At 74.0% G+C, this 20,517-nt stretch carries 21 protein-coding genes; 6 read left to right on the top strand and 15 right to left on the bottom strand.

All coding sequences use genetic code 11. The annotated features are described in order from the left end of the window. Positions 1-10 precede the first annotated feature (10 nt). The 5 genes from ACH4T9_RS18710 (at position 11) to ACH4T9_RS18730 (ending at position 4,003) form a co-directional block, all read left to right on the top strand. Positions 11-784: a hypothetical protein gene (locus tag ACH4T9_RS18710; protein WP_396672179.1), complete on the top strand. Its 774-nt coding sequence runs from the start codon at positions 11-13 to the stop codon at positions 782-784. Further along, positions 781-1,497, top strand: coding sequence for a hypothetical protein (locus ACH4T9_RS18715; RefSeq protein ID WP_396672178.1), 717 nt, complete (start codon positions 781-783; stop codon positions 1,495-1,497). The genes ACH4T9_RS18710 and ACH4T9_RS18715 overlap by 4 nt, the downstream gene beginning before the upstream one ends. A gap of 11 nt (positions 1,498-1,508) precedes the next feature. Beyond that, a complete protein-coding gene (locus ACH4T9_RS18720; protein WP_396672177.1) occupies positions 1,509-1,829 on the top strand; it encodes a DMT family transporter in 321 nt (106 codons plus the stop codon). A gap of 4 nt (positions 1,830-1,833) precedes the next feature. Further along, entirely contained in the window at positions 1,834-2,316 is a 483-nt protein-coding gene (locus tag ACH4T9_RS18725; protein WP_396672176.1) for a phosphatase PAP2 family protein, read from the top strand. A gap of 226 nt (positions 2,317-2,542) precedes the next feature. Further along, positions 2,543-4,003 (top strand): SDR family NAD(P)-dependent oxidoreductase, encoded by a 1,461-nt coding sequence (locus tag ACH4T9_RS18730; RefSeq protein WP_396672175.1) that lies wholly within the window; start codon positions 2,543-2,545, stop codon positions 4,001-4,003. 102 nt (positions 4,004-4,105) lie between these two features. Here the strand turns inward: ACH4T9_RS18730 and ACH4T9_RS18735 are convergent, their stop codons facing one another. The 6 genes from ACH4T9_RS18735 to ACH4T9_RS18760 form a co-directional block, all read right to left on the bottom strand. Beyond that, positions 4,106-5,524 (bottom strand): PepSY-associated TM helix domain-containing protein, encoded by a 1,419-nt coding sequence (locus tag ACH4T9_RS18735; protein ID WP_396672174.1) that lies wholly within the window; start codon positions 5,522-5,524, stop codon positions 4,106-4,108. A 623-nt stretch (positions 5,525-6,147) separates the two neighbouring features. After that, complete coding sequence (locus ACH4T9_RS18740) at positions 6,148-6,723, bottom strand: NADPH-dependent FMN reductase (protein ID WP_396672173.1); 576 nt, start codon at positions 6,721-6,723, stop codon at positions 6,148-6,150. A gap of 9 nt (positions 6,724-6,732) precedes the next feature. Further along, complete coding sequence (locus tag ACH4T9_RS18745) at positions 6,733-7,092, bottom strand: alpha/beta fold hydrolase (RefSeq protein ID WP_396672172.1); 360 nt, start codon at positions 7,090-7,092, stop codon at positions 6,733-6,735. A gap of 163 nt (positions 7,093-7,255) precedes the next feature. Continuing rightward, complete coding sequence (locus tag ACH4T9_RS18750) at positions 7,256-7,462, bottom strand: FAD-dependent oxidoreductase (RefSeq protein WP_396686846.1); 207 nt, start codon at positions 7,460-7,462, stop codon at positions 7,256-7,258. Next, positions 7,459-8,217 carry a response regulator transcription factor gene (locus ACH4T9_RS18755; protein WP_396672171.1) on the bottom strand — a complete coding sequence of 253 codons (759 nt, stop codon included), beginning with the start codon at positions 8,215-8,217 and terminating at the stop codon, positions 7,459-7,461. The genes ACH4T9_RS18750 and ACH4T9_RS18755 overlap by 4 nt, the downstream gene beginning before the upstream one ends. Positions 8,218-8,290: 73 nt before the next feature. Then, positions 8,291-8,806: a response regulator transcription factor gene (locus ACH4T9_RS18760; RefSeq protein ID WP_396672170.1), complete on the bottom strand. Its 516-nt coding sequence runs from the start codon at positions 8,804-8,806 to the stop codon at positions 8,291-8,293. Positions 8,807-9,078: 272 nt separating this feature from the next. Between ACH4T9_RS18760 and ACH4T9_RS18765 the strand changes: the two genes are divergently transcribed. Further along, complete coding sequence (locus ACH4T9_RS18765; protein WP_396672169.1) at positions 9,079-9,873, top strand: BTAD domain-containing putative transcriptional regulator; 795 nt, start codon at positions 9,079-9,081, stop codon at positions 9,871-9,873. Here the strand turns inward: ACH4T9_RS18765 and ACH4T9_RS18770 are convergent. From ACH4T9_RS18770 to ACH4T9_RS18810, 9 genes are all read right to left on the bottom strand, one after another. Then, positions 9,860-11,080 carry an NADase-type glycan-binding domain-containing protein gene (locus ACH4T9_RS18770; protein ID WP_396672168.1) on the bottom strand — a complete coding sequence of 407 codons (1,221 nt, stop codon included), beginning with the start codon at positions 11,078-11,080 and terminating at the stop codon, positions 9,860-9,862. The genes ACH4T9_RS18765 and ACH4T9_RS18770 overlap by 14 nt on opposite strands. Next, positions 11,077-11,646: a phage tail protein gene (locus ACH4T9_RS18775; RefSeq protein WP_396672167.1), complete on the bottom strand. Its 570-nt coding sequence runs from the start codon at positions 11,644-11,646 to the stop codon at positions 11,077-11,079. Before ACH4T9_RS18775 ends, ACH4T9_RS18770 begins: the two co-directional genes overlap by 4 nt. Positions 11,647-11,664: 18 nt before the next feature. Then, positions 11,665-13,626 carry a putative baseplate assembly protein gene (locus ACH4T9_RS18780; RefSeq protein WP_396672166.1) on the bottom strand — a complete coding sequence of 654 codons (1,962 nt, stop codon included), beginning with the start codon at positions 13,624-13,626 and terminating at the stop codon, positions 11,665-11,667. After that, positions 13,626-14,036, bottom strand: a complete 411-nt coding sequence (locus ACH4T9_RS18785; RefSeq protein WP_396672165.1) for a GPW/gp25 family protein — start codon at positions 14,034-14,036, stop codon at positions 13,626-13,628. The genes ACH4T9_RS18780 and ACH4T9_RS18785 overlap by 1 nt, the downstream gene beginning before the upstream one ends. Before the next feature lie 4 nt (positions 14,037-14,040). Next, complete coding sequence (locus ACH4T9_RS18790) at positions 14,041-14,412, bottom strand: PAAR domain-containing protein (RefSeq protein WP_396672164.1); 372 nt, start codon at positions 14,410-14,412, stop codon at positions 14,041-14,043. A 15-nt stretch (positions 14,413-14,427) separates the two neighbouring features. After that, a complete protein-coding gene (locus tag ACH4T9_RS18795; RefSeq protein ID WP_396672163.1) occupies positions 14,428-16,191 on the bottom strand; it encodes a VgrG-related protein in 1,764 nt (587 codons plus the stop codon). Further along, positions 16,178-16,909, bottom strand: coding sequence for a peptidase M23 (locus ACH4T9_RS18800; RefSeq protein WP_396672162.1), 732 nt, complete (start codon positions 16,907-16,909; stop codon positions 16,178-16,180). The genes ACH4T9_RS18795 and ACH4T9_RS18800 overlap by 14 nt, the downstream gene beginning before the upstream one ends. After that, a complete protein-coding gene (locus ACH4T9_RS18805; RefSeq protein ID WP_145772721.1) occupies positions 16,909-17,337 on the bottom strand; it encodes a phage tail protein in 429 nt (142 codons plus the stop codon). The genes ACH4T9_RS18800 and ACH4T9_RS18805 overlap by 1 nt, the downstream gene beginning before the upstream one ends. Positions 17,338-17,433: 96 nt before the next feature. Then, the gene (locus ACH4T9_RS18810) at positions 17,434-18,561 is read right to left on the bottom strand and encodes a hypothetical protein (RefSeq protein ID WP_396672161.1); all 1,128 of its coding nucleotides are present in this window, start codon (positions 18,559-18,561) and stop codon (positions 17,434-17,436) included. Positions 18,562-20,517: the final 1,956 nt, after the last annotated feature.

A 20,517-nucleotide genomic window follows, 5' to 3' on the forward strand; every position in this document is an offset into this window, starting at 1 on the left:
CCGGGCGACGATGGCACGCGTACGGGAGCGGCTCCGCACCGAGCACGCGGTGTTGTCCAAGTCGCGCGGCATCTTCCGGGAGTACGTGACCGAGCTGTACTACCCGGCGCAGGAGCTGACCCGATGGCAGCGGGCCCGGTGCACTCCGCTGACGTTCCTCGTGGAATACCTGGTCTACCGGGTCGACGCCGTCGCCGAGGACAGCCGCGACCTCGACCTCGACGTGGCGGACAACCAGCACTACGACAAGCTGGTCCGCTACAAGCACAAGTTCGAGGCACTTCTTCGCCGGGCCCGCGCCCACAACGACGCGGTGGCCCGCCAGCTCGATCTCGGCGAGCAGTACGTACGCCTGGAGAACAAGGTGACCACGCACGGCGTCGCCGACCAGCAGCAGGTGCTCCGGCTCGCCGAGCTGCGCTCCTCCGACGTACGGCTGCTGCACGCCATGACGTTCGCAATCCTCCGCCGGCCGATCGACCAGGACCTCCTCGACCTGCTGTGGCCGGTGGAGGTGCTCGCCGACATCGGCAACGACCTCGAGCACTACACACAGGACGTGACGAGCGGGCAGTTCAACACCTACGACGCGATCGTACGCCTGCACGGCGACGCCGCGCCCGCGCGGCTGCGCGCCCAACTCGACCGGTACGAGGCGCTTTTCCACGAACGTCTCGACGGCTTCCCGGCAGCCCGGCGCGACCGCCTGGCCGTGCTCGGCACCCGCCGCTACCGGCAACGCACCGCCCAGATTCCTCAGCCGATCCTCGAAAGGGCTCCATGACCTCGGACACCGTCGTCGTCACCGGCGTCATCTGTGTGATCTTCTGGCTGATCGCCTACGTGGGGATCATCTACCGCGGCTTCAAAGAACACACCTACGGAATCCCGATCGCGGCGCTGGCCACCAACCTGTGCTGGGAGGCCGCGTACGGATTCTTCATCAACCCCTTCGCCGACCACATCCACACGCTGAGCATCGTCTGGTTCCTCTTCGACCTGGTGATCGTCTGGCAGGTGTACCGGTACGGGCCCGCCGAGTTCGACGCGCCGGTACGCCGCTACATGCGACCGGTGATGCTCCTCGCCATCGCGGCCGCGTACCCGGCGATGCATCTGGCCTTCTTCGAATTCAACGACCCGGACGGCGAGTACACCGGCTTCGGCATCAACGTGATGATGTCGATCCTGTTCATCACGATGCTGGTGCGCCGGGGCAGCAGCCGCGGCCAGTCGCTCTACATCGCCGTCGCCAAGTTCCTCGGCACGCTGTTCGCCTGGATCGCCACCGCGCTCACCGTGACGACCAGCGTCACCCGGCAGTGGCCGGACAGCCCGGCCTCCTTCGTCGCCGACAGCGTGACGCACCAGGACTATCCGCTGACGCCCCTGGTCAACTATCTCTATCTGCTGGTCTTCATCGCCGACATCATCTACATCGTGATGCTGTGGCGACGGCTCAAGGCCGAGGGCGTCCGGCCCTGGCGGCACTTCTGAGGAGGACGGACATGGCCTGGATAAGGTTGCTCGGCGCCATCGCGTTCGAAGTGACCGGCACGTCGGCGCTCAAACACGGCGCCGGCTTCACCAAGCTCGTGCCCACGATCGTTGTCGGCGTGGCGTATCTGCTGTGCTTCACGCTGCTCGCCTTGGCGGTCCGACACCTACAGGTGAACGTCGCCTATGCGATCCGGTCCGGGCTCGGCACCGCAGCGATAGCGGTCGTCGCCCGGCTCGCCTTCGGCGAAGCGCTGACGCGGGCGAAGGTCGCCGGTATCGCGCTGATCATCGCCGGTGCGGCGACCCTCAACCTCACCGGCGCGGAGTGACCGGGTGCGTACCGCCGTGGTGGCGGTGGCCGAGTACGCCATCTACCTGGTCACCGTCGCATTCGCCGTGTCCTGCTGGCGCCTGCCCAAGCCCTCCCGGCGCGTCGTCGCCGTCCAGTTGCTGGTGGCCACGGCCGCCACCGCCGCCCTGGTCGGACTCGCCGCGCTCGCCTACCACCATCCCCGACCGTTCGCCGACGGCCAGCTGCAGCCATGGTTCCCGCACGACCCCGACAGCGGTTTCCCGTCCGACCACACCACCGCGACCACGATGATGGCAGCGCTGCTGTGGCCGTACCGTCGGGCCGTCGCGGCGGCGCTGATGGCGGCCGCCGCGATGATCGGCGTGGCGCGGGTTCTCGCGCACGTGCACTGGCCGGTCGACGTCGTGGCTGCGATCGGAATCGGCGTCACCGGCGCGACGCTGGGCTGGTGGCTCGGCGGGCTGATGATGCGACCACGCCGCCGGACACCGGCGGGGCCGTAAGAGGACGTCCGCCCGCTCAGGCAGATCGATCATGGTGTTCCACCTCCGACGTCAGCACACCGGTGGGGCCCACCTGGCCGGGGGGACCGAGGTTGACCTCGACGGCCTTTGGACTGATGAACTAACGCGGGATGCGTCGGAGACCGTGCGGTGCGTACAGTTTCGGGTCGGACTGGGGTTGGGCCGGGTAGACCCGGCGCAGGAAACGGGATGAGACAGCGACGGCATGACGGCGTACAACACTACGGAAACCGGTCAAAACGGCATCGACCGCAGCCGGCTGGAGACCTGTCTCAGCGTCTTTGAGGCGTTGGAGGATCTGCCTTCCGATCATCCCGATGTGGTGCGGGTGCAGCGGGCTACCGCGAGGCTCTACAAGGTGATCAAGCAGCGGCGGCGTGAGGAGCGGCGGGACGCCATCGCGGCGGCCGACCGCCTGGTGACGGCGGCCACCGCCACCGGCGCCCCGGGCCGGATCGACGACGAGACCCAGGGCATCCCACTCGCCTCCCCCACCGTGGGCGCCACGGCCGGTCTCCTGCAGAATCCGCGCGGCTGCTACGTCTGCAAGCAGCGCTACCGCGAGGTGGACGCGTTCTACCACCAGCTCTGCCCGTCCTGCGCCGCGCTCAACCGGGAGCGCCGCGACGCCCGCACCGACCTGACCGGCCGGCGCGCGCTGCTCACCGGCGGCCGAGCGAAGATCGGCATGTACATCGCGCTACGGCTGCTGCGCGACGGGGCGCACACCACGGTGACCACGCGTTTTCCGCACGACGCGGTCCGCCGGTTCGCCGCGATGCCGGACAGCGGGGACTGGCTGCACCGCCTGCGGATCGTCGGGATCGACCTGCGCGACCCGGCCCAGGTGATCGCGCTCGCAGACTCGGTCAGCGCCCAGGGACCACTCGACATCCTGATCAACAACGCGGCGCAGACGGTCCGCCGCACGGCCGAGGCGTACGCCCAACTCGTCGCCGCGGAGGCGGCGGCCCTGCCGGACGGCCCGCTGCCGGAGATCATCACCTTCGCCAAACCGGCCGGCCGAGGCGGTCCGGCGGGCAGCCTGACCGCCGCGCCGCAGTCTGCCGCGATCACCCCGCAGGCGCTCACCGCGCTGGCGCTGACCGGCGGCTCGGCCTCGCCGGAACGAATCGCCGCAGCCACCGCCATCGACGCCGGCGGTCTGGTGCCGGACCTCGACCCGGTCAACAGCTGGGTGCAGCGGGTGCACGAGGTGGACCCGGTGGAGCTGCTCGAAGTGCAGCTGTGCAACGTGACCGCGCCGTTCGTGCTGGTCAGCCGGCTACGACCGGCGATGGCCGCAGCGAAGGCCCGCCGCAAGTACGTGGTGAACGTGTCGGCGATGGAGGGGCAGTTCGGCCGCGGCTACAAGGGGCCGGGGCACCCGCACACCAACATGGCCAAGGCCGCGCTGAACATGCTGACCCGGACCAGTGCCCAGGAAATGCTGACCGACGGCATCCTGATGACCAGCGTCGACACCGGCTGGATCACCGACGAGCGGCCCCACCCGACGAAGATGCGGCTGGCGGACGAAGGCTTCCACGCCCCGCTGGACCTGGTCGACGGCGCGGCGCGGGTCTACGACCCGATCGTCCGCGGCGAACAGGGCGAAGACCTGTACGGCTGTTTCCTGAAGGACTACTCGCCCTGCGCCTGGTGATCAGCTGGCCAGCTCGACCAGTGCCGCGATCAACCGGGTGTCGCCGTCGGGAAAACGCCAGTTCCGAGGGCCGCCGGAGGCCCTCGTCGTCACCGAGGCGCCCTATCGGGTAGGAACGCCGATCGCAGCCCGTGCTCGGCGGTTGCCGAGCAGCAGGTCGAAGGCGAGGAAGGCCAGCAGGGTGGCGCCGAGCAGAGGCAGCAGCCAGCCGATCACGAACACTGCCGGCACGCTGACGGCGATGCCCCAGGCGGGCAGCCGCTGCCACGCCCCACGCGCCGGTGCCACGCCGACGGGTGCCCGTCGGTCGTGGCGGGTGGGGCGGCGCTGCCACCACATGCGGTAACCCCACACGATGACGGTGAGCAGACCGACGGCGAGGGCGGCGAGCAGGATCTGGTTGACCGGCCCGAACAGCACACCCATATGCGCCTGAATCCCGAGGCCGCTGAGCTGGGCCAACAGCGGCCAGGAGGCGAAGTCGTTGCGCGCGGTGACCACGCCTGCGGCCGGGTCCACGGCGGCGGCATCCTTGCGGACCGGCCAGCGGTTGTCGACCTGGGTGACGCTCCACGCTTGGCCGGACTCGGCGGGTGGGCTGATCTCCACGGGACCGTCGAGGCCGGCGTCGCGGGCGATGGCCCACGCCCGGTCGGTGTCGGCGGCGTTCACCGCAGCGATGCCCTCGCCGCTGCCGTGGTGACCGGTGGTAGGCGCGGGTGCGACAGCACCGGGCAGGGTCGTGGACAGCGCGGGTGAGCGGGCGTCGAGCGCGTCGAGGGCCGTGTCGAAGTTCCCGCCGGCGTAGCGGGACCAGGTGAGGCCGGTGGCGGACAGGAAGAGCAGGCCGACGGCGAGCCACACGCCGGTGACGGCGTGCCAGCTGCGGGTGCGGCGCACGCCGCGGCGGGCGGTGAGGTCGGGGGTGGTGAGGCGGCGTATCCGAGCGGTGCTGGTGCGGTGGCGTCGCCACCAGAGGGTGAGGCCGCCGAGGACGAGGACCCACAGCCAGCTGGCGGCGGTTTCGGAGTAGTAGCGACCGATGACGCCCAGGTGCAGGTTGCGGTGCAGGTCGTCCAACCAGGTGGTCGCCGGGGTGGACCCAAACCAGGTGGTCAGGGTGCCTTTCACCTGCGCGGTGAAGGGGTCAACGTAGACGGTGTGTTGCTTGTCGCCGAGGTCAGGCAGGTTGAACACGACGCGGGTGGTGGCGTCACCGTGGCCGGGGGCGACGGCGGCGAGGGTGCCGTCGGGGTGTGCGGTGCGGGCGGCGGCGATCTGCTCCGCGAGCGGCCGTGCCTGCTTGCCGGGCCGGTCCACGACCAGCTGCTGCCCGTACAGCGCCCGGTCGACCTGCGGGGTGATCGTGTACGCGAGGCCGGTCAGGGCGGCCACCACGAGGAACGGCGCGACGAGGATCCCGGCGTAGAAGTGGATGCGCAGTAGCAACGCGCCCCACCCGGACGGTGTCGGCGCGGGTGGGGTGTCCGGGAGGGCGGGTCGGTCGTCGGTCGTGGTCACACCGCAGTCCGATCTCACGTCGGGAAGCTGTCGACACCGGTAGTCGGACACCGACACCGTTCAGTTCCTGAGGAACCGCGATTCGCTGGATGGTCAGCCGTTCAGAGGATCGAGGGAACTTTCCCACCCCCGCCGCCGACTGGGCCCGCGCGGGCCAAACATCCGGTGACCCGGGCGGGGTCGTGCGCTGGATCGATGAGCCCGCCGCCGGTCAGGATGGCAGCGGGAACGGCACCGCTGCTGGAGTTGTCGTGCCGGTGCGGCGGACGTGGCCGCGCCGGCGGGTGGAAACCTGCGGGCGGGCGCAGGCAGGCTGCGAGCGTGTCCAGCACTCGGCGAGCTGCAGTTGCAGCTCTTTCCTCGAGGCTGGCCAGCTCAGAGAAACGCCAGCCATAAAGGCAATACCGGGTATCTCTACCTACTACCGAATGTCACCATCGACAGTGGGCCAGAGCCGTTGGCGAGACTGCCCTCTGTGGCAGACCCCAGCGCTGGGCAGTGGATCGGCGGCGTTGTTGCGGCAAGACGTCGCGGCGTTCAGTAACCGCCTGGCCGACCTCGTGAGCCGGGGCACGAGGTCGGCCAGCAACCCGAGGAACTGATCCGGTCGCACTGCGGGGCGATCAGATTGTGGTCTCCGCGGGCTGGCGGATGGTGGCCATTGCGGTGCTCCAGGTGACGAGCTGGTCGAGGGTGCCGGCCAGCACGCGGTGTTGGTGGTCGCCGGGTTTGAATTCGCTGAAGTTGACGAAGTCGGTCATCAAGCCCAGCGACACCTGGGCGCTGACGTGGGCGATCTGCAGAGCGCTGAGAATCGGCCTCAGTTGTTCCACCGCGCGCACACCGCCCTGAGCGCCGTAGGAGACGAACGCGGCGGCTTTGTTGTTCCATTCGCCGTACACCCGGTCGAGGGCGTTCTTCAGGGCGCCGGGAGCGGAGTGGTTGTATTCGGGCGTGACGATGACGTACCCGTCGTACTGCGCGACGATCCGCGCCCACGCCTTGGTGTGTTCATTGGTGTAGCGCCCACGGGCGGGCGGCACCGGTTCGTCGATCGCTGGCAGGTGGTGCTCGGCCAGGTCGATCAGGTCGAAGGTGGCGTCGGTTCGCCGGCTGCCCTGTTCGAGGACCCAGCGGGCGACGGCCTCGCCATTGCGGCCGGGGCGCGTGCTGCCCAGGATGATCCCGATTTTGATCATAGTGTGTGCTCAGTCCTTCGTGAGGGTTTCGTCGGCGACGAACGCGTCGATGACGGAAATTGTCTCGTCGGGGGCTTCGTGCATGGGCAGGTGCCCGGTGTCGGGAATCAGCACGAACCGCGCGTTGGGCACGGCGTCGGCGTCGGCGCGGCCGAAGCCGGCGCTGACCACAGAATCGTTCTCGCCCCAGGCCAGCAGGGTGGGGGTCAGAACATCACCGAATCGGCCGAGCAGAGTGGGATCCTGCAATGCCTCTCCGCCGAACGCGCGAAGAGCCGCCAGGGCGGCCGGCGAACCGGGCATGGTGATGTGGTGTCCCGGAAGCCGAGGGCCGGGTCGCAGAACCGCCGCGGTGGGGAAAGCGTTCATACGCGCGGATCACCTCATCTGAAAGGCCGGAGGTCAATGGTCACTGGGCGCGTGCGTACTCCGCGAACCGGTCGACGAGGTTCTGCGAGGCGTTGTCATTGAAACAGATCTCGAGGTTGGCGGCGGCCCCCGCCGCGGCGTCCGCGCTGAGCGAAAACAGGGCCTACTCGTACGCTGCCAGGGCGCCCTCGATGTCGCCGGGGTGCTCGGCGATGGCCATACCGAGTTCGGCCCCGTCGAACATGGCCAGGTTGGCACCCTCGCCGGCGAACGGCGACATGACGTGGGCGGCGTCGCCGACCAGCGTGACCCCGGGGACACGGTCCCGACGGCGCTGGATCGGCAGGCAGTTGATGGCACGCGGGGTCAGAGCGCCGGGTGGACGCCGGAGCGGCGACGCTGCACCAACCCGAGGGTGATCGCCTCCAGGGTCAGCTCGGCCTTGTTCCCGACGTCGAGCTTCGACCTGATCCGGGTGACGTAGGTGTTCACCGTGGCCTCAGAAATGCCCAGCCTGCGGGCCGTCTGGGCATGCGTCAGGCCCTGGGCGATCAGCTCCAGGGTCGCCGCCTCCCGGGGAGCGAGCGCGGGCCGGCAGGGCGCCCGGGAACGTGTCCGATCCCGGCCCGGCCCGGGACCCGGCGCGCAGGTCGGGCCCCCGCCGCCGGCCGCCCCCCGACCGCCGGCGACCGCGCCGCCGGGCCGGCCGCCGACGATCGGGCGCTCCGGGCCGGGGCTGTCCGCGTCGGCGCGGAGCCGGGCGGAGAGCATCGGGCACAGGTAGAACCCGCCGGCCGCGGTGACGTCGAGGGCGATCCGTAGCTGCGCCCGCCCGGTCGCGGTGCTCACCACCGAGCGTGCGCCGGCCCGGATCGCCTCCAGCGTCGTGGCCTTCGTCGACTCCGGCACCATCACCAGGGTCGGGTGTCGGGCGCAGGACCACCGCACCACCTGCGGCAGCGGGTCGACCAGGACCACGACCGTGTCGGGGCCCGCGCCGGCCGCGGTCACCTCGCCCGCCGTGTCGACGGCGAGCAGGCATCGAACGCGGTCGTTCCCGTCGATCAGCTGGTGCACCCCGCGCCGGGCCAACGGCTCGGACACCACCACACACACGTCGTACATCCGCCCACCTCTCAGTGAGCAGTCAACTACGGAATGGGTGGCTGGGCGAGGAAAAAGGCCGGCAAAAACGACGTCACACCGACAGATAGCCGAGTTCGACCGCGCGCTGGGTCAGCTCGGCCTTGTTGGCGGCACCGAGCTTGCGGCGCAGCCGCTTCGCGTACGTGTTGATGGTCTGTTCCGTGACTCCCAGGCGGCGGGCGGCCTGCCGGTGGGTGAGGCCCTGGGCGATGTACCGGAGCGTCTCCACCTCCCGGGGGCCCAGGGACGTCGGGTCTCCCCGGCCGTCGCCGGCCGGCCGGCCGCCGACCGACGCCGCCACGCTCCGCGACAGGTACGACCCGCCGGTGAGCACCGCCGACCGGGCCAGGTCCAGCTCGTCGGTGCCGTCGCCGTCCCGCAGGACGGCCCGGACCCCGGCGGCGAGCAGCGACAGCGGAGCGACCGTCGTCTCGGGGGGCAGCACCAGGAGGACCAGCCCGTCGGCGGTGAGGTCGGCCAGCTCCGGCCAACGTTCGCCGGCCAGGTGATCCCACCGGACCACGACCGGCATGGGTCCACCGACTTCGGGTGGGTCGACGGTCGACATCAGGTCGCTCCTGGGAAGGATGGGCGCCCGATCCCCCAGCGTGTACCGAGCGCTACCGATGGTAGATGCCCCGGAAGTCCCCAAATTGACGGCTGCCCATGTCCCCCGACGGCCGAGCAGAATCTCCGGCGCGACGTGGGTCGCCCACCTCCCCAACACAGGCGGTCCCGCCTGCGCCGTGACCGCGCCGACACCGGCGCGGCCCGGTGCTGGCGTCTGGTCGCGGACCGGCGACGGCCCGCGTTGTCGTGGCGATAAGGGAGACAGATCACATGATTTCGAGGGATCGTCCGGCAGCCGCCTCCGAAGGGCGCCGGCACCTGCGGTTACGCTGCTTCGGCGGGTTCCGGCTGGAGCCGGACGGCGCCCCGGTGGACTGGTCGGGCGTGCGCCCCCGGGTCCGGACCCTGATGCGTTACCTCGCGGCGGAGGCCGGTCAGCCGCTGCACCGGGAGCGGATCACGGCGGCGCTCTGGCCGGAGCTGCCGGACCGGGCCGCGGTCAACAACCTGCACGTCGGCGTCTCGACGCTGCGTACCTTCCTGGAGCCCGGCGTGGCCCGGGGCGCGTCCCGGTTCATCGTCCGCGACGGGTCGTCCTACCGGTTGGACGTGGGGGCGGGCGGTGTCTGTGACGTGTCGGCCTTCGAAGCGGCGCTGGCCGCCGTTCGGCGGGCCCGGTCGACCGGCGAGGACGCGGCTGCCGTCGCGGCGCTGCGTGGCGCGCTCGACCACTACACCGGTGACCTACTGCCCGAGGACGGACCCGCCGAGTGGGTGCTCGCCGCCCGGGACCGGCACCGGACCCGGGCCACGGAGGCGGCGGTGCTGCTCGCCAGGCTGGAGCTGAACCGGGGACGGGCCCGGGCCGCGGCGACGGCGGCCCGGCGGGCGCTGGAGCTGGACGGTTACCACGACGACGGATGGCGGCTACTGGTCACCGCGCAGCGCCGGGCCGGCGACGTGGCGGCGTCCCAACGCAGCCAGCAGACGTACGAGCGGATGCTCCGCTCGCTCGGCGTCGCCTGGCCGGCCGACACTCGACCCGTGCACGTCACGGCCGCCTGAACACCTCGACCTCGGCCAGCGCCACCTGCCGTCCCTGCTGCGCGCCGTAGCTGGCGTCGACGGTCAACCGGAGCCGGGCCACCCCGCCCGTCACGTGGTGGAAGCTCTGCGGTCCGGGCCGGTCGGTCAGGCGCAGCACCGTGGTGCTGCTCGTGCCGTCCCTGGTCCACAGGGTCATCGTCAGCTCGGCCGGCCGCCCCAGCCGGACGAACGCGTCCTGCTGCGGGGACGCCCCGGTGTGCACGATGAGATCCATCAGCCGGATCGGCGGGGCGAAGGTCAGCTCCACGTACTGGCCGGTGGCCGGCCGGTCGGTGGCGGGCGCCCAGTACCGGTTGTTCAGGCCGTCCACGGTGGACCGGGCGGGGTGGCCGGACGCCTCGCTGGAGGCCGTCACCGTGCTCGGCAGGACCGCCTCGGGCTTCGCCGTCCGGTCCCGGACCGCGTCGACCACCGGGCCGGCGAAACGGACGACAGCCCAGACCGCCCCGGCGACCAGGACCAGGACCACCAGCACCGCGAGCAGCCGCCGCAGCCGGCCCCGGCCGGGCCGCCGCCGGGGCCACCGCAGCCGCCGCCACCACGGCACGACCGCCGTCGGCCGGGCCGCCGCGGTCAGCGGTCGGCCGCACCCCCGGCAGAACGAGCTGCCGCCCCGGTTGGTGGTCCCGCAGGCCGGGCAGACCACGTCGTCCGCGCCGCCGGCCCGGTCACCGGCGAAGTCGCGGACCTCGGGCGTGGGCGCGACGGGCCGGCCCGGAAGCACCGCGCCGGGCTGGCCGGCGACGGAAGGCCGGTCGGCGGCCGGCGGTGGGGTGACGGCGGCCCGGTCGGGCGGCGGGGTGGGACCGGGCTCGTCGGCGGGGCGCACCGGGACCACGAGCGCGGCGGCCCGCCGAAGGTCCCGCTTCTGCGCCCGGTGTTTCCCGTGCTCGACGTCCCCGGTCCCAGCCGCCGGCTTGGCCGCCGGTTCGGTCGGTTCAGTCGGTGTCCTGGCCGGCGTTTCCGTCGCCGCCATCCCGGCCGTCCCGGCCGGCGTTCCAGTCGCGGCCGGCGTGGCGCCGTCGCCGGCTGGGGCGTCCCTGGCGGTCGTGGTGGCCGGCGCGGGCGCCGTGTCGGTGGCGTCCCAGGCAAGGAAGGCGCCGCAGGTGCCGCAGAAGCCGTCGCCGGGGACCACCTCGGCGCCGCAGTTGTCGCAGATCCTCACCGGGGCCCGCCCGCCGCCGGGCCGCCGTCCAGCGACAGCACCTCCACGGTGTACGGCACGTGTGCCGGCCGGTTCGCCTCGACCACCGCCCGGAGCCGGGACTCCAGGGCCGCAGTGGGCTCGGACACCCTGATCCGTACGGTCAGGGCGGGCTCGGCGGAGCCGGGCAGTTCGGCGCCCGGGGTGGCGGACCAGGCGGTCCCGCCGCTCTCGGCGACCTCGGGGGTGACGCCGGTGGCGAGCCGGATCTCCTCGGCGAGCCCGGCGGCGGTGCCGCGCACCCGGTGCCGGGCGACCGCGCCCGCGACCACCCGGCGGCGCTCGTCGGGGGTCGCGTCGCGACCGCCCCCGGCGGCGACCCAGCCACCCAGCCAGTCCACGAAGTCCGGCGGGGCCAACGCTGGATCGAAGTACGCCCACAGGCTGTCCAGTGTGGCGTGCACCGGCGCGATGACCTGGTCGTACGCGCCGGTCAGGCGCTGGGCCAGATCGTCGGCGGCGTAGACGGCGGGCAGCCGCCGACCCAGCGGGTCGGGCGTGGCCAGCCCCTCGATGGCGGCGCGCATCCGCGTGTTCCCTCCTGCTCAGGCGCCCGGTGGGCGCTCGTCGACCCGGACCTGGTGCTGGTGGGAGAAGGCGAGGGCGTGCCGGTCCAGCTCGATCCGGGTCACCTGCTCGCCCCGGCGGCCGGTCAGCGGGTCGGCGGGGAACATCCGTACCTCCTCGACCACCTCGACCCCCGGCAGCCGTTGCAGGACCCCGAAGATCTCCCCGGAGTGCACCTGCCGCCCGAACGGCCACCCGGTCCCCTCCGGCCCGCCGCGTACCGGGTCGAGGTACCGGTACAGGGTGGCCGTCGCCTCGGCACGGAGCTGCGCGGCGGCCGTGTCGGGACGGGGAACAAGCCGGGCCGCGACCGTGACGCCCTGGTAGAACGGCGGCTCCACCATGAGCCGGGTGCCCACCGGGCGGCGGGCGTCGAGGTGCTCGGCGATGGTGGCGAGCATCCCGTCCGGGGGCACCAGGTCCTCGAAGTGGAGTCGGCCCTCCTCGTCGGCGACCACCTCCGGTACGACCAGCAGCCGGACCCCGCCCGCCGCGCTGCCGTCGCCGGCGGGCAGGCACCGGACCCGGGCCGCGGCGGGGCAGGCCTGCCGGGCCAACAGCTCGTAGTCGCGGGCGGTCACCGCCCGGTCCTGCGCGCGCAGCTGCACCGGCCCGCGCAGCCGGGCCTCCGCCACGGTCTCCCCGTCGACGCCGCCGGTGGCCGGGCCCCGGTTCTCCACCCCCGAGATGTACGGCATGGAGCTGCGCAGGACGGCCAGGGCGCCCCGGGCGACGTTGCCGCTGCGTCCGCCCCCGGTGCGGTAGCGCCGGACCCGGACCCGCGACCCGGCGGCGGGTACGGCGCCGTACCGGCGCAGGGCGCCGTCGGGCTGCCGGACGGCCGGCCCGAACAGGACTTCCCCGGCGGTCCGGTCGACGACGACGTGCCGGTCGTCCGGCCCGGACCCGCTGAACGTGTCCACCTCGGTCCACTCCAGCCACCCCGCACCGTCGGCGGTCTCCACCATCAGCGGGTACTCGTCGGGAACGATCGGCGGCCGGGCCACCGTGAACCGCTGGCCGGGCACCCCCTCGGCCTCCCCAACCTGCTCGCCGAGGACGGTCTCGGCGTGTACGGCGGTGACCGTGCCGCCGATCGTGGCCGCCTCGACCTCGCGCACGGTCGGGGAGGCGGCGTAGAAGGGCTGGCCGGGTCGGGCCTCGACCAACCGGCACCGCAGCCAGCCGGCCCGCTGCCCGGCCACCACGGAGGCGACGTGGGTGGCCGGCATGTGCAGTACCACCTCGCCCGGCCTGTTCAGCCCGCCGGTGTCGTCGTGGTCGACGTCGCAGGGCGACCAGTCCTCGCCGGTCCACGCCTCCCACACCAGCGGCGGCTGGCGCGGGTCCACGCCGACGCCCTCCACCCGGCTGTCCATCCGCAGCAGGACCGCGCAGGAGGGCACTGCGGCGGAGAGGCCGAGCAGCATGGCGTCCCCGACCGAGGGGGCGGCCGGGAAGCAGGCCACGTCCCGGCCGTCGAGCAGCTCCTCGGTCCGGTCCACCGGAGGGCCCTGACCGGGGTGGCTGCGCAGCCGGGTCAGCTCGCAGGGCACCACCGCCAGGTCCGCGGCGGTGGTGAACACGATGGCCTCGTCGGTCTGGGTCCGTTCCGTGCCGACCTCGGTGCCGGCGCGCAGCACCACCGGCTGGGTCTGCGGGCCCGAGAGCCAGAACGTGACGTCCCCCCGGGCGGCCGTGGGCGGGAACGGCCGGACGCCGATCAGGTCGAGGAAGGCCAGGTAGTTCTTCTCCGGCACCCGGTTCAGCCGGTACAGGAGCTGGTCGACCATGTGGGCGAACGTTTCGACCAGGGTCACCCCGGGATCGGAGACGTTGTGGTCGCTCCACTCCGGGCAGCGCTGCTGGATGAAGCGTTTCGCCTCGTCGACGAGCTGCTGGAAGCGACGGTCGTCCAGGTTGGGCGCGGGCAGCGGCATCAGGCGGCGCTTTCCTCGTGGGACGGGATGACGTAGAACGGGAAGACCAGGTTGCGGGGGTCGTTGGTGCCCCGGATCGAGTACCGGACGTCGATGTAGAGCACCCCGGCGTCCTCGGCGTCGAAGCCGATCACGACGTCGTGGACGTCGATGCGGGGCTCCCACCGGTCCAGCGCCCGGCGTACCTCGAAGGCGATGCGCCCGGCGGTGTTCTCGTCGGCGGGGGCGAAGACGTAGTCGTGCACCCCGCAGCCGAACTCCGGCCGCATCGGCCGCTCGCCCGGGGCGGTGCCGAGGATGAGCCGGATCGCCTCGACGATCTCCCGCTCCCGGTCGACCAGGGCGATCCCGCCGGTGGCGTCGGTGCGCAGCGGGAACGCCCAGCCCGCCCCGATGAACTGCTCCGCCACCTTTTCACCCGCCGATCAGCACGGTCGGCGCACCGGTGCTCACCACGGCCCGGCAGGTGGTGGCGTCGCCCCGGCGCGCGGCCTGGTGCCCGCCGATCAGCACCCGGCGCAGCGGCGGCGGCACGGCCGGCACGATCCGGTTGGTCAGCAGGAGCACGGCGTGCTGCGGCGGCTTGTCGCAGACGCAGACGGTGCCGACCACGGCGGCGGGCTTCCCGGCGATGAGCACGCTGGAGACCCCGAGCAGCGGGGCGCTGGGCGTGCCGGGTGGCAGGGCCCGCCCGCCGGGTGGGCCGATCGTCCCGGTGGGTGGCCCGGGGGTGAGCCCGGTGGCGAGGTGGCTGATCTGGTCACCGATGCGCGCGGCCGGTGGCATGTGGCGTTCCTCCGGTCAGTTGAGCTTGACGAGTGGTGCCTGGATGTCGACCTGGGTGCCGCCATCGACGGTCACCGACCGGCCCTTGAGGGTCAGCTCACCGGTTCCGGCGTCGAGGGTGATCCCGCGCCCCTTCACCGTGACCTGCTGCCGGGCCTCGATCTCGACGCTGCCATCGCTGTGGATGATCACCGCCGTACGCCGCTCGTCGAGGTGCACGGTGAGTCGGTCCCGGGACGTGCACAGCCGGATCCCCCGGGGCCCGGCGGGGAGCTGGGACTCCAGGAACTCGATCCGGTCCCCGCTGCGGGACGCGAACGAGCGCCGGTTCACCCGCCCGGACGAGGCGTCCACCAGCGCGCCGTCGTGCGGGGACGGCTTGTCCACCCCGTTGTAGAGCCCACCGATGACGTACGGGCGGTCCAGCAGGCCCTGCTCGAAGCCGACCAGCACCTCGTCGTTGACCTCCGGGCAGAACACCCCGCCCCCGCCGACCCCGCCGAGCTGCACCGTCCGCACCCAGTCGGTCTCGTAGTCCGGGGCATCGGTCAACCAGGGGAACCGCAGCCGCACCCAGCCCTGGCCCACCCGCTCGGGATGGCGGCGGTCCACGTCGGCCTTGGTGTTGGTGACGATCCCGACGGCGAGCCCCGGCACCCGCATCGCCCGGGCCGGCGCGGCGGCGGCCGTAGCCAGGCCCCACGTCGACCGGTCCTGCCGGCCGCTGACCGTCAGCCACGTCTCGTAGAACTGGGCGGGGCCGAAGACGTGCCGACTGGCGGTGGTCGTGTACTTCCCCTCGAACGGGCTGCCCACCCGCTGCAACGACAGCGGCACCCCGGCCCGCAGCCGGGGGTTGCCCCGGATGCCGACCTCCAACTCCGCGAACGCCGCCGTCACGTCGGCGGCCACCGCGCCGGCGACCGCCCGGGTCTCGGCCGCCGTCCGGTACGGCACGTCCGCCACGCAGAGCCGGGCCGCGCCGAAGGGCCGGGACACCTTACCCGGGGTGGTGCCGATCTGCACCTCGTCGCTGGCGTCGGTGCTGACCTCGGTGCGGACCGGCCGCTTGGCCCGGACGTCCCACCCGCGCACGGTGACCCCGGCCACCTGGCCGACCGAGGTCACGGTGGAGCGCACCGACAGGAGGTTCTCGTTCATCTCGACGACGAACGGGCTCTGCTCGGCGGTGACCCCGGCACCCGGGGCGGCGGCGGCCCGCACCGACCGCCGGAACTCGAACCTGCCGTCGACGACCACCACCTCGGCGTCGTTGTCGACCGCCAGCATCTTGAGGAACTCCCAGTCGTTGACGTTCGGCTGGGTGACCGTCTCGTACACGGTCGGGGTGGGGTCGATCCGGCCGACCGGGATCCCGGCGGCGGCGGCGACCTCCCGGGCGATGTCGGAGGCCTTGCGGTTGACGAAGCTGCGGACCCGCTGACCCCGCATCAGCCGATGGGACAGGTCCAGGGCACGGACGGTGGTGAAGGTGCCGACGCCGTCGTACTCCGACTCCAGGGTCACCACCTCGCCGCTGAACAGCGGCAGCGGGGCGGCGTCGTGGCCGGTGCGGACCCGGACGGTCAGGTCGGTGCCGATGGTGACCCCGTTGTCGCGCAGGAACCGGCTCTGCTGGTCCCGGAAGCGCAGGGTGGCCGTCGCGGCCAGGTTGGTGCTGTCCTCCACGACCGCCGAGACCAGCCGGTCGGCCCAGGCCCGGGGCAGCGGCCCGGGCAGGCCGACGACCAGGTTGTTGGTGTGGTCACCGCTGGACATGGGGCCCCTCCTGGGTGCGCAGTTCGTCGGGGGCGGGCAGCAGCAGTTGGCGGCCCGGCCGCAACCGGACCGGGTCGTCGATGTCGTTGGCCTCCGCGATGACCCGCCACGCGGTCGGGTCCCCGTACTCGCGGTGGGCCAGCAGTTCCAGGGAGTCCCCGGCCACCAGCCGGTGCACCCGGCGGGCGGTGCGGCTGCCCGACGTCGGGTTCTGCCCGGGGGTGGCGCCGCTGACCTCGTTGAGCGTCAACGAGCAGGTGGCCCGCAGCGGGGTGCCGTCCGGGTCGAACAGGCTGTACGTGGCGTTGATCTGGCTGACGTACGAGTAGAAGGAGACGGTCTGGAACTGCCCCCAGGCGAACTTCACCCACGGCGGGGACGGCGCCTTCGCCGCGATGCTCGCCTTCGTCGGCACGCAGCAGGTGAGCAGGGCGTCGACCCGTTCCTGGACGCTACGGGAGTGGGTGTCCGTGGCGTCCAGGAAGATCTCCAGGCTCAGCGTCCGGGGGCCGGACCCGCTGAACTCGGCGACGCCGACGTCCGCCGCGCCGCGTACCACGTGCGGGATCCAGTTCGCCGACTTGGTCAGGGCGAGCTGCTGTGGGTTGAACATGAAGGCGATCGGCCCGCCGAGGGTCCCGCCGGGCTGGCTCCCGCCGGACGTGGGCGGCTGGTACCGCTGGAGGTGCGCCGCCACCTTGCCGGCCCGCGACCGCATCAGCCGACCTCCAGGAAGCCGTGGTACGCCAGCTCGATGCTCTCGCTGGCCACCTCGGAGCGGTTCGGGTCGAAGGACGGCCCCGACCACCGCACCAGGACCACGTCCGCCAGCCCCCACTGCACCAGCAGCGCCAGGTCGGGCCGGAGCGCCGCGATCTGCGCGGTCCCTCGGCGCACCCCGCTGGGCAGTTGGGCGAGGTAGCTGGAGACCTTGGCGGTGTCCCGGGTCAGCGGGCGGGTCAGGGTGACGTTCGTGTACCGCAACCGCGACGGGAGCTGCCAGACGAACTCGTTGTTGCCGCCCTCCTGGTACTGCTCCAGCTCCACCTCGCAGCCGAGGCCGTCACAGCTGTTCCAGTCGCCCAGGTCGATGCCGTCGACCTGGAGCCGGAAGTGGACGCTCGTCCCGGGGTCGCCACCGGCCATTCCCGTACCCCCTCTCCTGCTGGTTCGTGCGCTCCGACCCGTGCGGCCCGTGCGCTGGCGGTGCTGCCTGTGCGGTCGCCCGGCCGCTGGGCGGGCTCACCGTGGGCCGTCCCGCCACCGGCCGGACCGCTCCCGGCTGGCCCGCAGGTCGGCCCGGACCAGCCGGCTGATCGGCTCGACCAGCCGGTGGGCCAAGGCGTCCAGGTGCCGCCGGTCGAGGCCCCGCAGCACGGCCTCCACGTCCGGCTCCCGGTCCGGGCCGGCCGACTCGACGGTGTTGCGCCGCTGAACGGTCCCGGCGACGTTCCGCGCCGGCCCGGTGGTCGCCGGCCGGGCGGCGGTGGTCTGGGCCGCCGGCCGGAGCGTCGCCCGCTGGACCGGCGCGGCCGGCTGCGCCGGCGCCGGCCCGGTGGTGGCCCCGGACCCTCCGGCCGTGACCGGCGCCGCCGTCCGCAGCGCCGGCATCGGTACGCCCCCGGTGGCCTCCCGCAGCGGTGCGCCGTGAGCGGCGGCGGACCGGGGCGACCCGGTCGGCGGGGCACTCCGGGCTGGACCGGTGACCCCGGGCAGGAGCGGGCTCGGACCGTCACCCGGACGCGCCCCGGCAGGTCCGTCCCGGTTGCTGTGGGACGGGCCGCCGTGGGGCTGGTCGGTGGCGGGCGCGTGGGGCCTCCCCGCGCCGGCTGGTGCGTGCCCACGTCCGTCCGGGGCAGCGATCCCGGTAGCCCGTTGGACGACCGCCGGGCGGCCGGGGTACGTCCCCGCGGTGGCGGGCCGTCCACCGGGGGGCGCCTCCGGGGCTCCGTCGCCGCGGGTCCGCCAGGTCACCGGCACCGTGAGCCGGGCGTCGGCTGCCGGAGCCGGATCGGCCGGGGCGGGTGGCACGTCGGTGAGCAGGGTGAGCTGGCGCTCGGCCAGCAACGGGACCCGCCGCTGGACCAGCGTGGGCACGGGTTCCCGGGCGGCGGACGGCCCGGGGGCGACAGCGGAACCGGAACCGTCCCGGGTGGCCGGGCCCGCCCCGGCGACAGCCGTGTCTCCGGCCGGGGCGGGCCCGGCGCCGGAGCGGGCGGGAAACTCCGGGCCGGTGCCACCGGAGGTGGTGTTGTCACCCGGAAGGTGTGGCGTCGGGGGCGCGGCGGCCCGGCGGGGAACGACCGTCGTCCCGGGACCGGGCGCGGTGCCGGGCGCACCGGGGGTCCGCCACCGGAGCCGTTGGACCACCGGTCCGGTCGGCTCCCCGGCGGTGCTCCGCCCACCCGTCGAAGGCCCACCCGTCGAAGGCCCACCCGTCGTCGGCCCGGCCGGCGAGGGGCGGACCGGCACGCGTGGCGGAACGGACACGGCGCGGTGCGGGCCCCCACCCGGGGCGACCGGCGACGGCCGTTCCCCCGACGGGCCGGCCGGGGCGCGGGCGACGACCGGTGGCGCGGGCGACGGCTGCCGGGCCGCTTGCTCGGCGGCCGGAATTGGGTCCGGGGACCGGCCGGCCCGAGGGAGCGGCGACGTGGCGGCCGGCCGTGCGCCGGCCCGGGGGGCGCCCGCCCGCGAGCTTGTCGTGCCGGGGCCGACCGGTGGCCCCGGGCGTACCACGGGCGGCGGCGCGTCGGCCGGCAGCGGCGGTCCCAGGCCGGCACGGACCGGTCTGTGGGGTGTCGGGGACGCACCGGTCTGCGGGTCTGCGGGACGGCGCGCCGGGGAGGTGTCGCCGTCCGGGGTGCCCGGCTCGGGCGGGTTCGGGGAGTTCCGGACGACGGGCGGGGCGGTGTGGCTCGCTCCGGCCGGCGGCGCTGGGCCAGCCGTGGTCGTGGTCGGGGCCGTGGTCGTGTTCGGGGGCGGGGACGGAGCGGGGTCCTTCCCGGATCGGCGCGGGACGTCCGGCCCGGACGCGGGGATGGTGGGGGTGCTGACCGTTCGGGTGACCGCCGTCCGGGTGGGGATCGCCCCGTCCGGTTCCCGTCCCGTCGGTGCCCGCTGCACCGTCGGGGGTGGACCGACCGGCCCGTCCCGGCCCGCCCGCGCACCGGCCCCGGCCGTCGGCGCGGGAGCGGCCCGGCGACCGGACGCGGTGATCCGGGCGGTCCCGGGGAGCGCGGGGAGCGGATCACCGAGACCCGGCCGGGTGGTGCGGCGGACCGGGGGCGGGTCGCTCCGTGCCGGCGCGGGGTCGGCGCGCGGACCGACCCGCGGGGTCCCCGGGGAGTCCGGTACGGATCCGGCCCCACCGGACTCCCCGGACGGCGGAGCGCCACCCGGCGGACCGAGGGCCGGGGGGTCGCCGGTGCGTGGCGCGGCCTCGGCGGATCGGCGGGTGGGGGCGGCCGGGACGGTGCGGGCCCGGCCGCCGGTCGGGGTGACGGGCCCGACGGAGGGCGGGACGACAGCCGTGTCCGAGGTGCCCGTCGGGGAGGGCGCGGTGACTCCGCTGGTGGACTGGGTGGACGGGGTCCGGAGGGCCCGCTGGAGCATGGTCAGCGGTGGGGCCGAGGGGGCGTCCGCGCGCGGGGTGCCGGTCAGTCGGCGGGTCGGGGCGGGTGGTGGCGCGGTCACCAGCGGCCTGGCCCGGGCCGCAGGGGCGGCGACCGCCGGCGGTCTCCCCCACCGGGTAGACCCGCCGTCGGCGGGCCGGGCCGGGGTCGGCCCGGGGAGGGCAGGTAGCGGTGGCCCGGGCGCGGAGCGGTGGACCGGGGCGGTTCCGGCGGCGGCCGGACGGTCGGCTCCCGCCGGCTCCGCGGGCGGGCGCCCGGTTTCCGCCGCCGGACCGGTGGCGGGACGGTCGGGGACGCGGCGCTGGACGGCTGGCAGGTGTGCGGTCGGCCCCCGGTCGGCCCCCGGTCGGACCGGACGTGGGCGGGCCAGGTCGCGGGCCACCCCGAGGGGCGCCTGGTCGCTGACCAGGTGGTCGAGCGGCGTACGCAGGGTGGGGTCCTGGAAGGTGCCCAGCCGGTCGGCGAACCGGAGCAGGTCGGTGACCAGCACCGGCGCGGGGGTCAGGGCCCGTTGGATCGGCGGCAGGCTCCACCAGGCGGGGTCGGCGGGCCCCGCCGGCCCGGCGTCGGGCGTCGGACCCGGGGCCGTCGATGCCGGTGCGGTGGCGGCCGGCGTCGGTTCAGGGCCGGGCGACGGGTGGACGGCGATGGGGCCCGCCGCCACCCGGGCGCGGGCGTCGGCGGCCAGCCG

It is taken from the genome of Micromonospora sp. NPDC020750, from assembly GCF_044334565.1.
Lineage (GTDB): Bacteria > Actinomycetota > Actinomycetes > Mycobacteriales > Micromonosporaceae > Micromonospora.

What these genes read in the sequence shown, in the direction of transcription:
- ACH4T9_RS18710 (WP_396672179.1), top strand. Translation starts at nt 11, where the DNA reads ATGGCACGCGTACGGGAGCGGCTCCGCACCGAGCACGCGGTGTTGTCC.
- ACH4T9_RS18805 (WP_145772721.1), bottom strand. Translation starts at nt 17,337, where the DNA reads ATGGCCGGTGGCGACCCCGGGACGAGCGTCCACTTCCGGCTCCAGGTC.
- ACH4T9_RS18720 (WP_396672177.1), top strand. Translation starts at nt 1,509, where the DNA reads ATGGCCTGGATAAGGTTGCTCGGCGCCATCGCGTTCGAAGTGACCGGC.
- ACH4T9_RS18780 (WP_396672166.1), bottom strand. Translation starts at nt 13,626, where the DNA reads ATGCCGCTGCCCGCGCCCAACCTGGACGACCGTCGCTTCCAGCAGCTC.
- ACH4T9_RS18745 (WP_396672172.1), bottom strand. Translation starts at nt 7,092, where the DNA reads ATGAACGCTTTCCCCACCGCGGCGGTTCTGCGACCCGGCCCTCGGCTT.
- ACH4T9_RS18790 (WP_396672164.1), bottom strand. Translation starts at nt 14,412, where the DNA reads ATGCCACCGGCCGCGCGCATCGGTGACCAGATCAGCCACCTCGCCACC.
- ACH4T9_RS18740 (WP_396672173.1), bottom strand. Translation starts at nt 6,723, where the DNA reads ATGATCAAAATCGGGATCATCCTGGGCAGCACGCGCCCCGGCCGCAAT.
- ACH4T9_RS18730 (WP_396672175.1), top strand. Translation starts at nt 2,543, where the DNA reads ATGACGGCGTACAACACTACGGAAACCGGTCAAAACGGCATCGACCGC.
- ACH4T9_RS18760 (WP_396672170.1), bottom strand. Translation starts at nt 8,806, where the DNA reads ATGTCGACCGTCGACCCACCCGAAGTCGGTGGACCCATGCCGGTCGTG.
- ACH4T9_RS18765 (WP_396672169.1), top strand. Translation starts at nt 9,079, where the DNA reads ATGATTTCGAGGGATCGTCCGGCAGCCGCCTCCGAAGGGCGCCGGCAC.
- ACH4T9_RS18775 (WP_396672167.1), bottom strand. Translation starts at nt 11,646, where the DNA reads ATGCGCGCCGCCATCGAGGGGCTGGCCACGCCCGACCCGCTGGGTCGG.
- ACH4T9_RS18755 (WP_396672171.1), bottom strand. Translation starts at nt 8,217, where the DNA reads ATGTACGACGTGTGTGTGGTGGTGTCCGAGCCGTTGGCCCGGCGCGGG.
- ACH4T9_RS18715 (WP_396672178.1), top strand. Translation starts at nt 781, where the DNA reads ATGACCTCGGACACCGTCGTCGTCACCGGCGTCATCTGTGTGATCTTC.
- ACH4T9_RS18800 (WP_396672162.1), bottom strand. Translation starts at nt 16,909, where the DNA reads ATGCGGTCGCGGGCCGGCAAGGTGGCGGCGCACCTCCAGCGGTACCAG.
- ACH4T9_RS18795 (WP_396672163.1), bottom strand. Translation starts at nt 16,191, where the DNA reads ATGTCCAGCGGTGACCACACCAACAACCTGGTCGTCGGCCTGCCCGGG.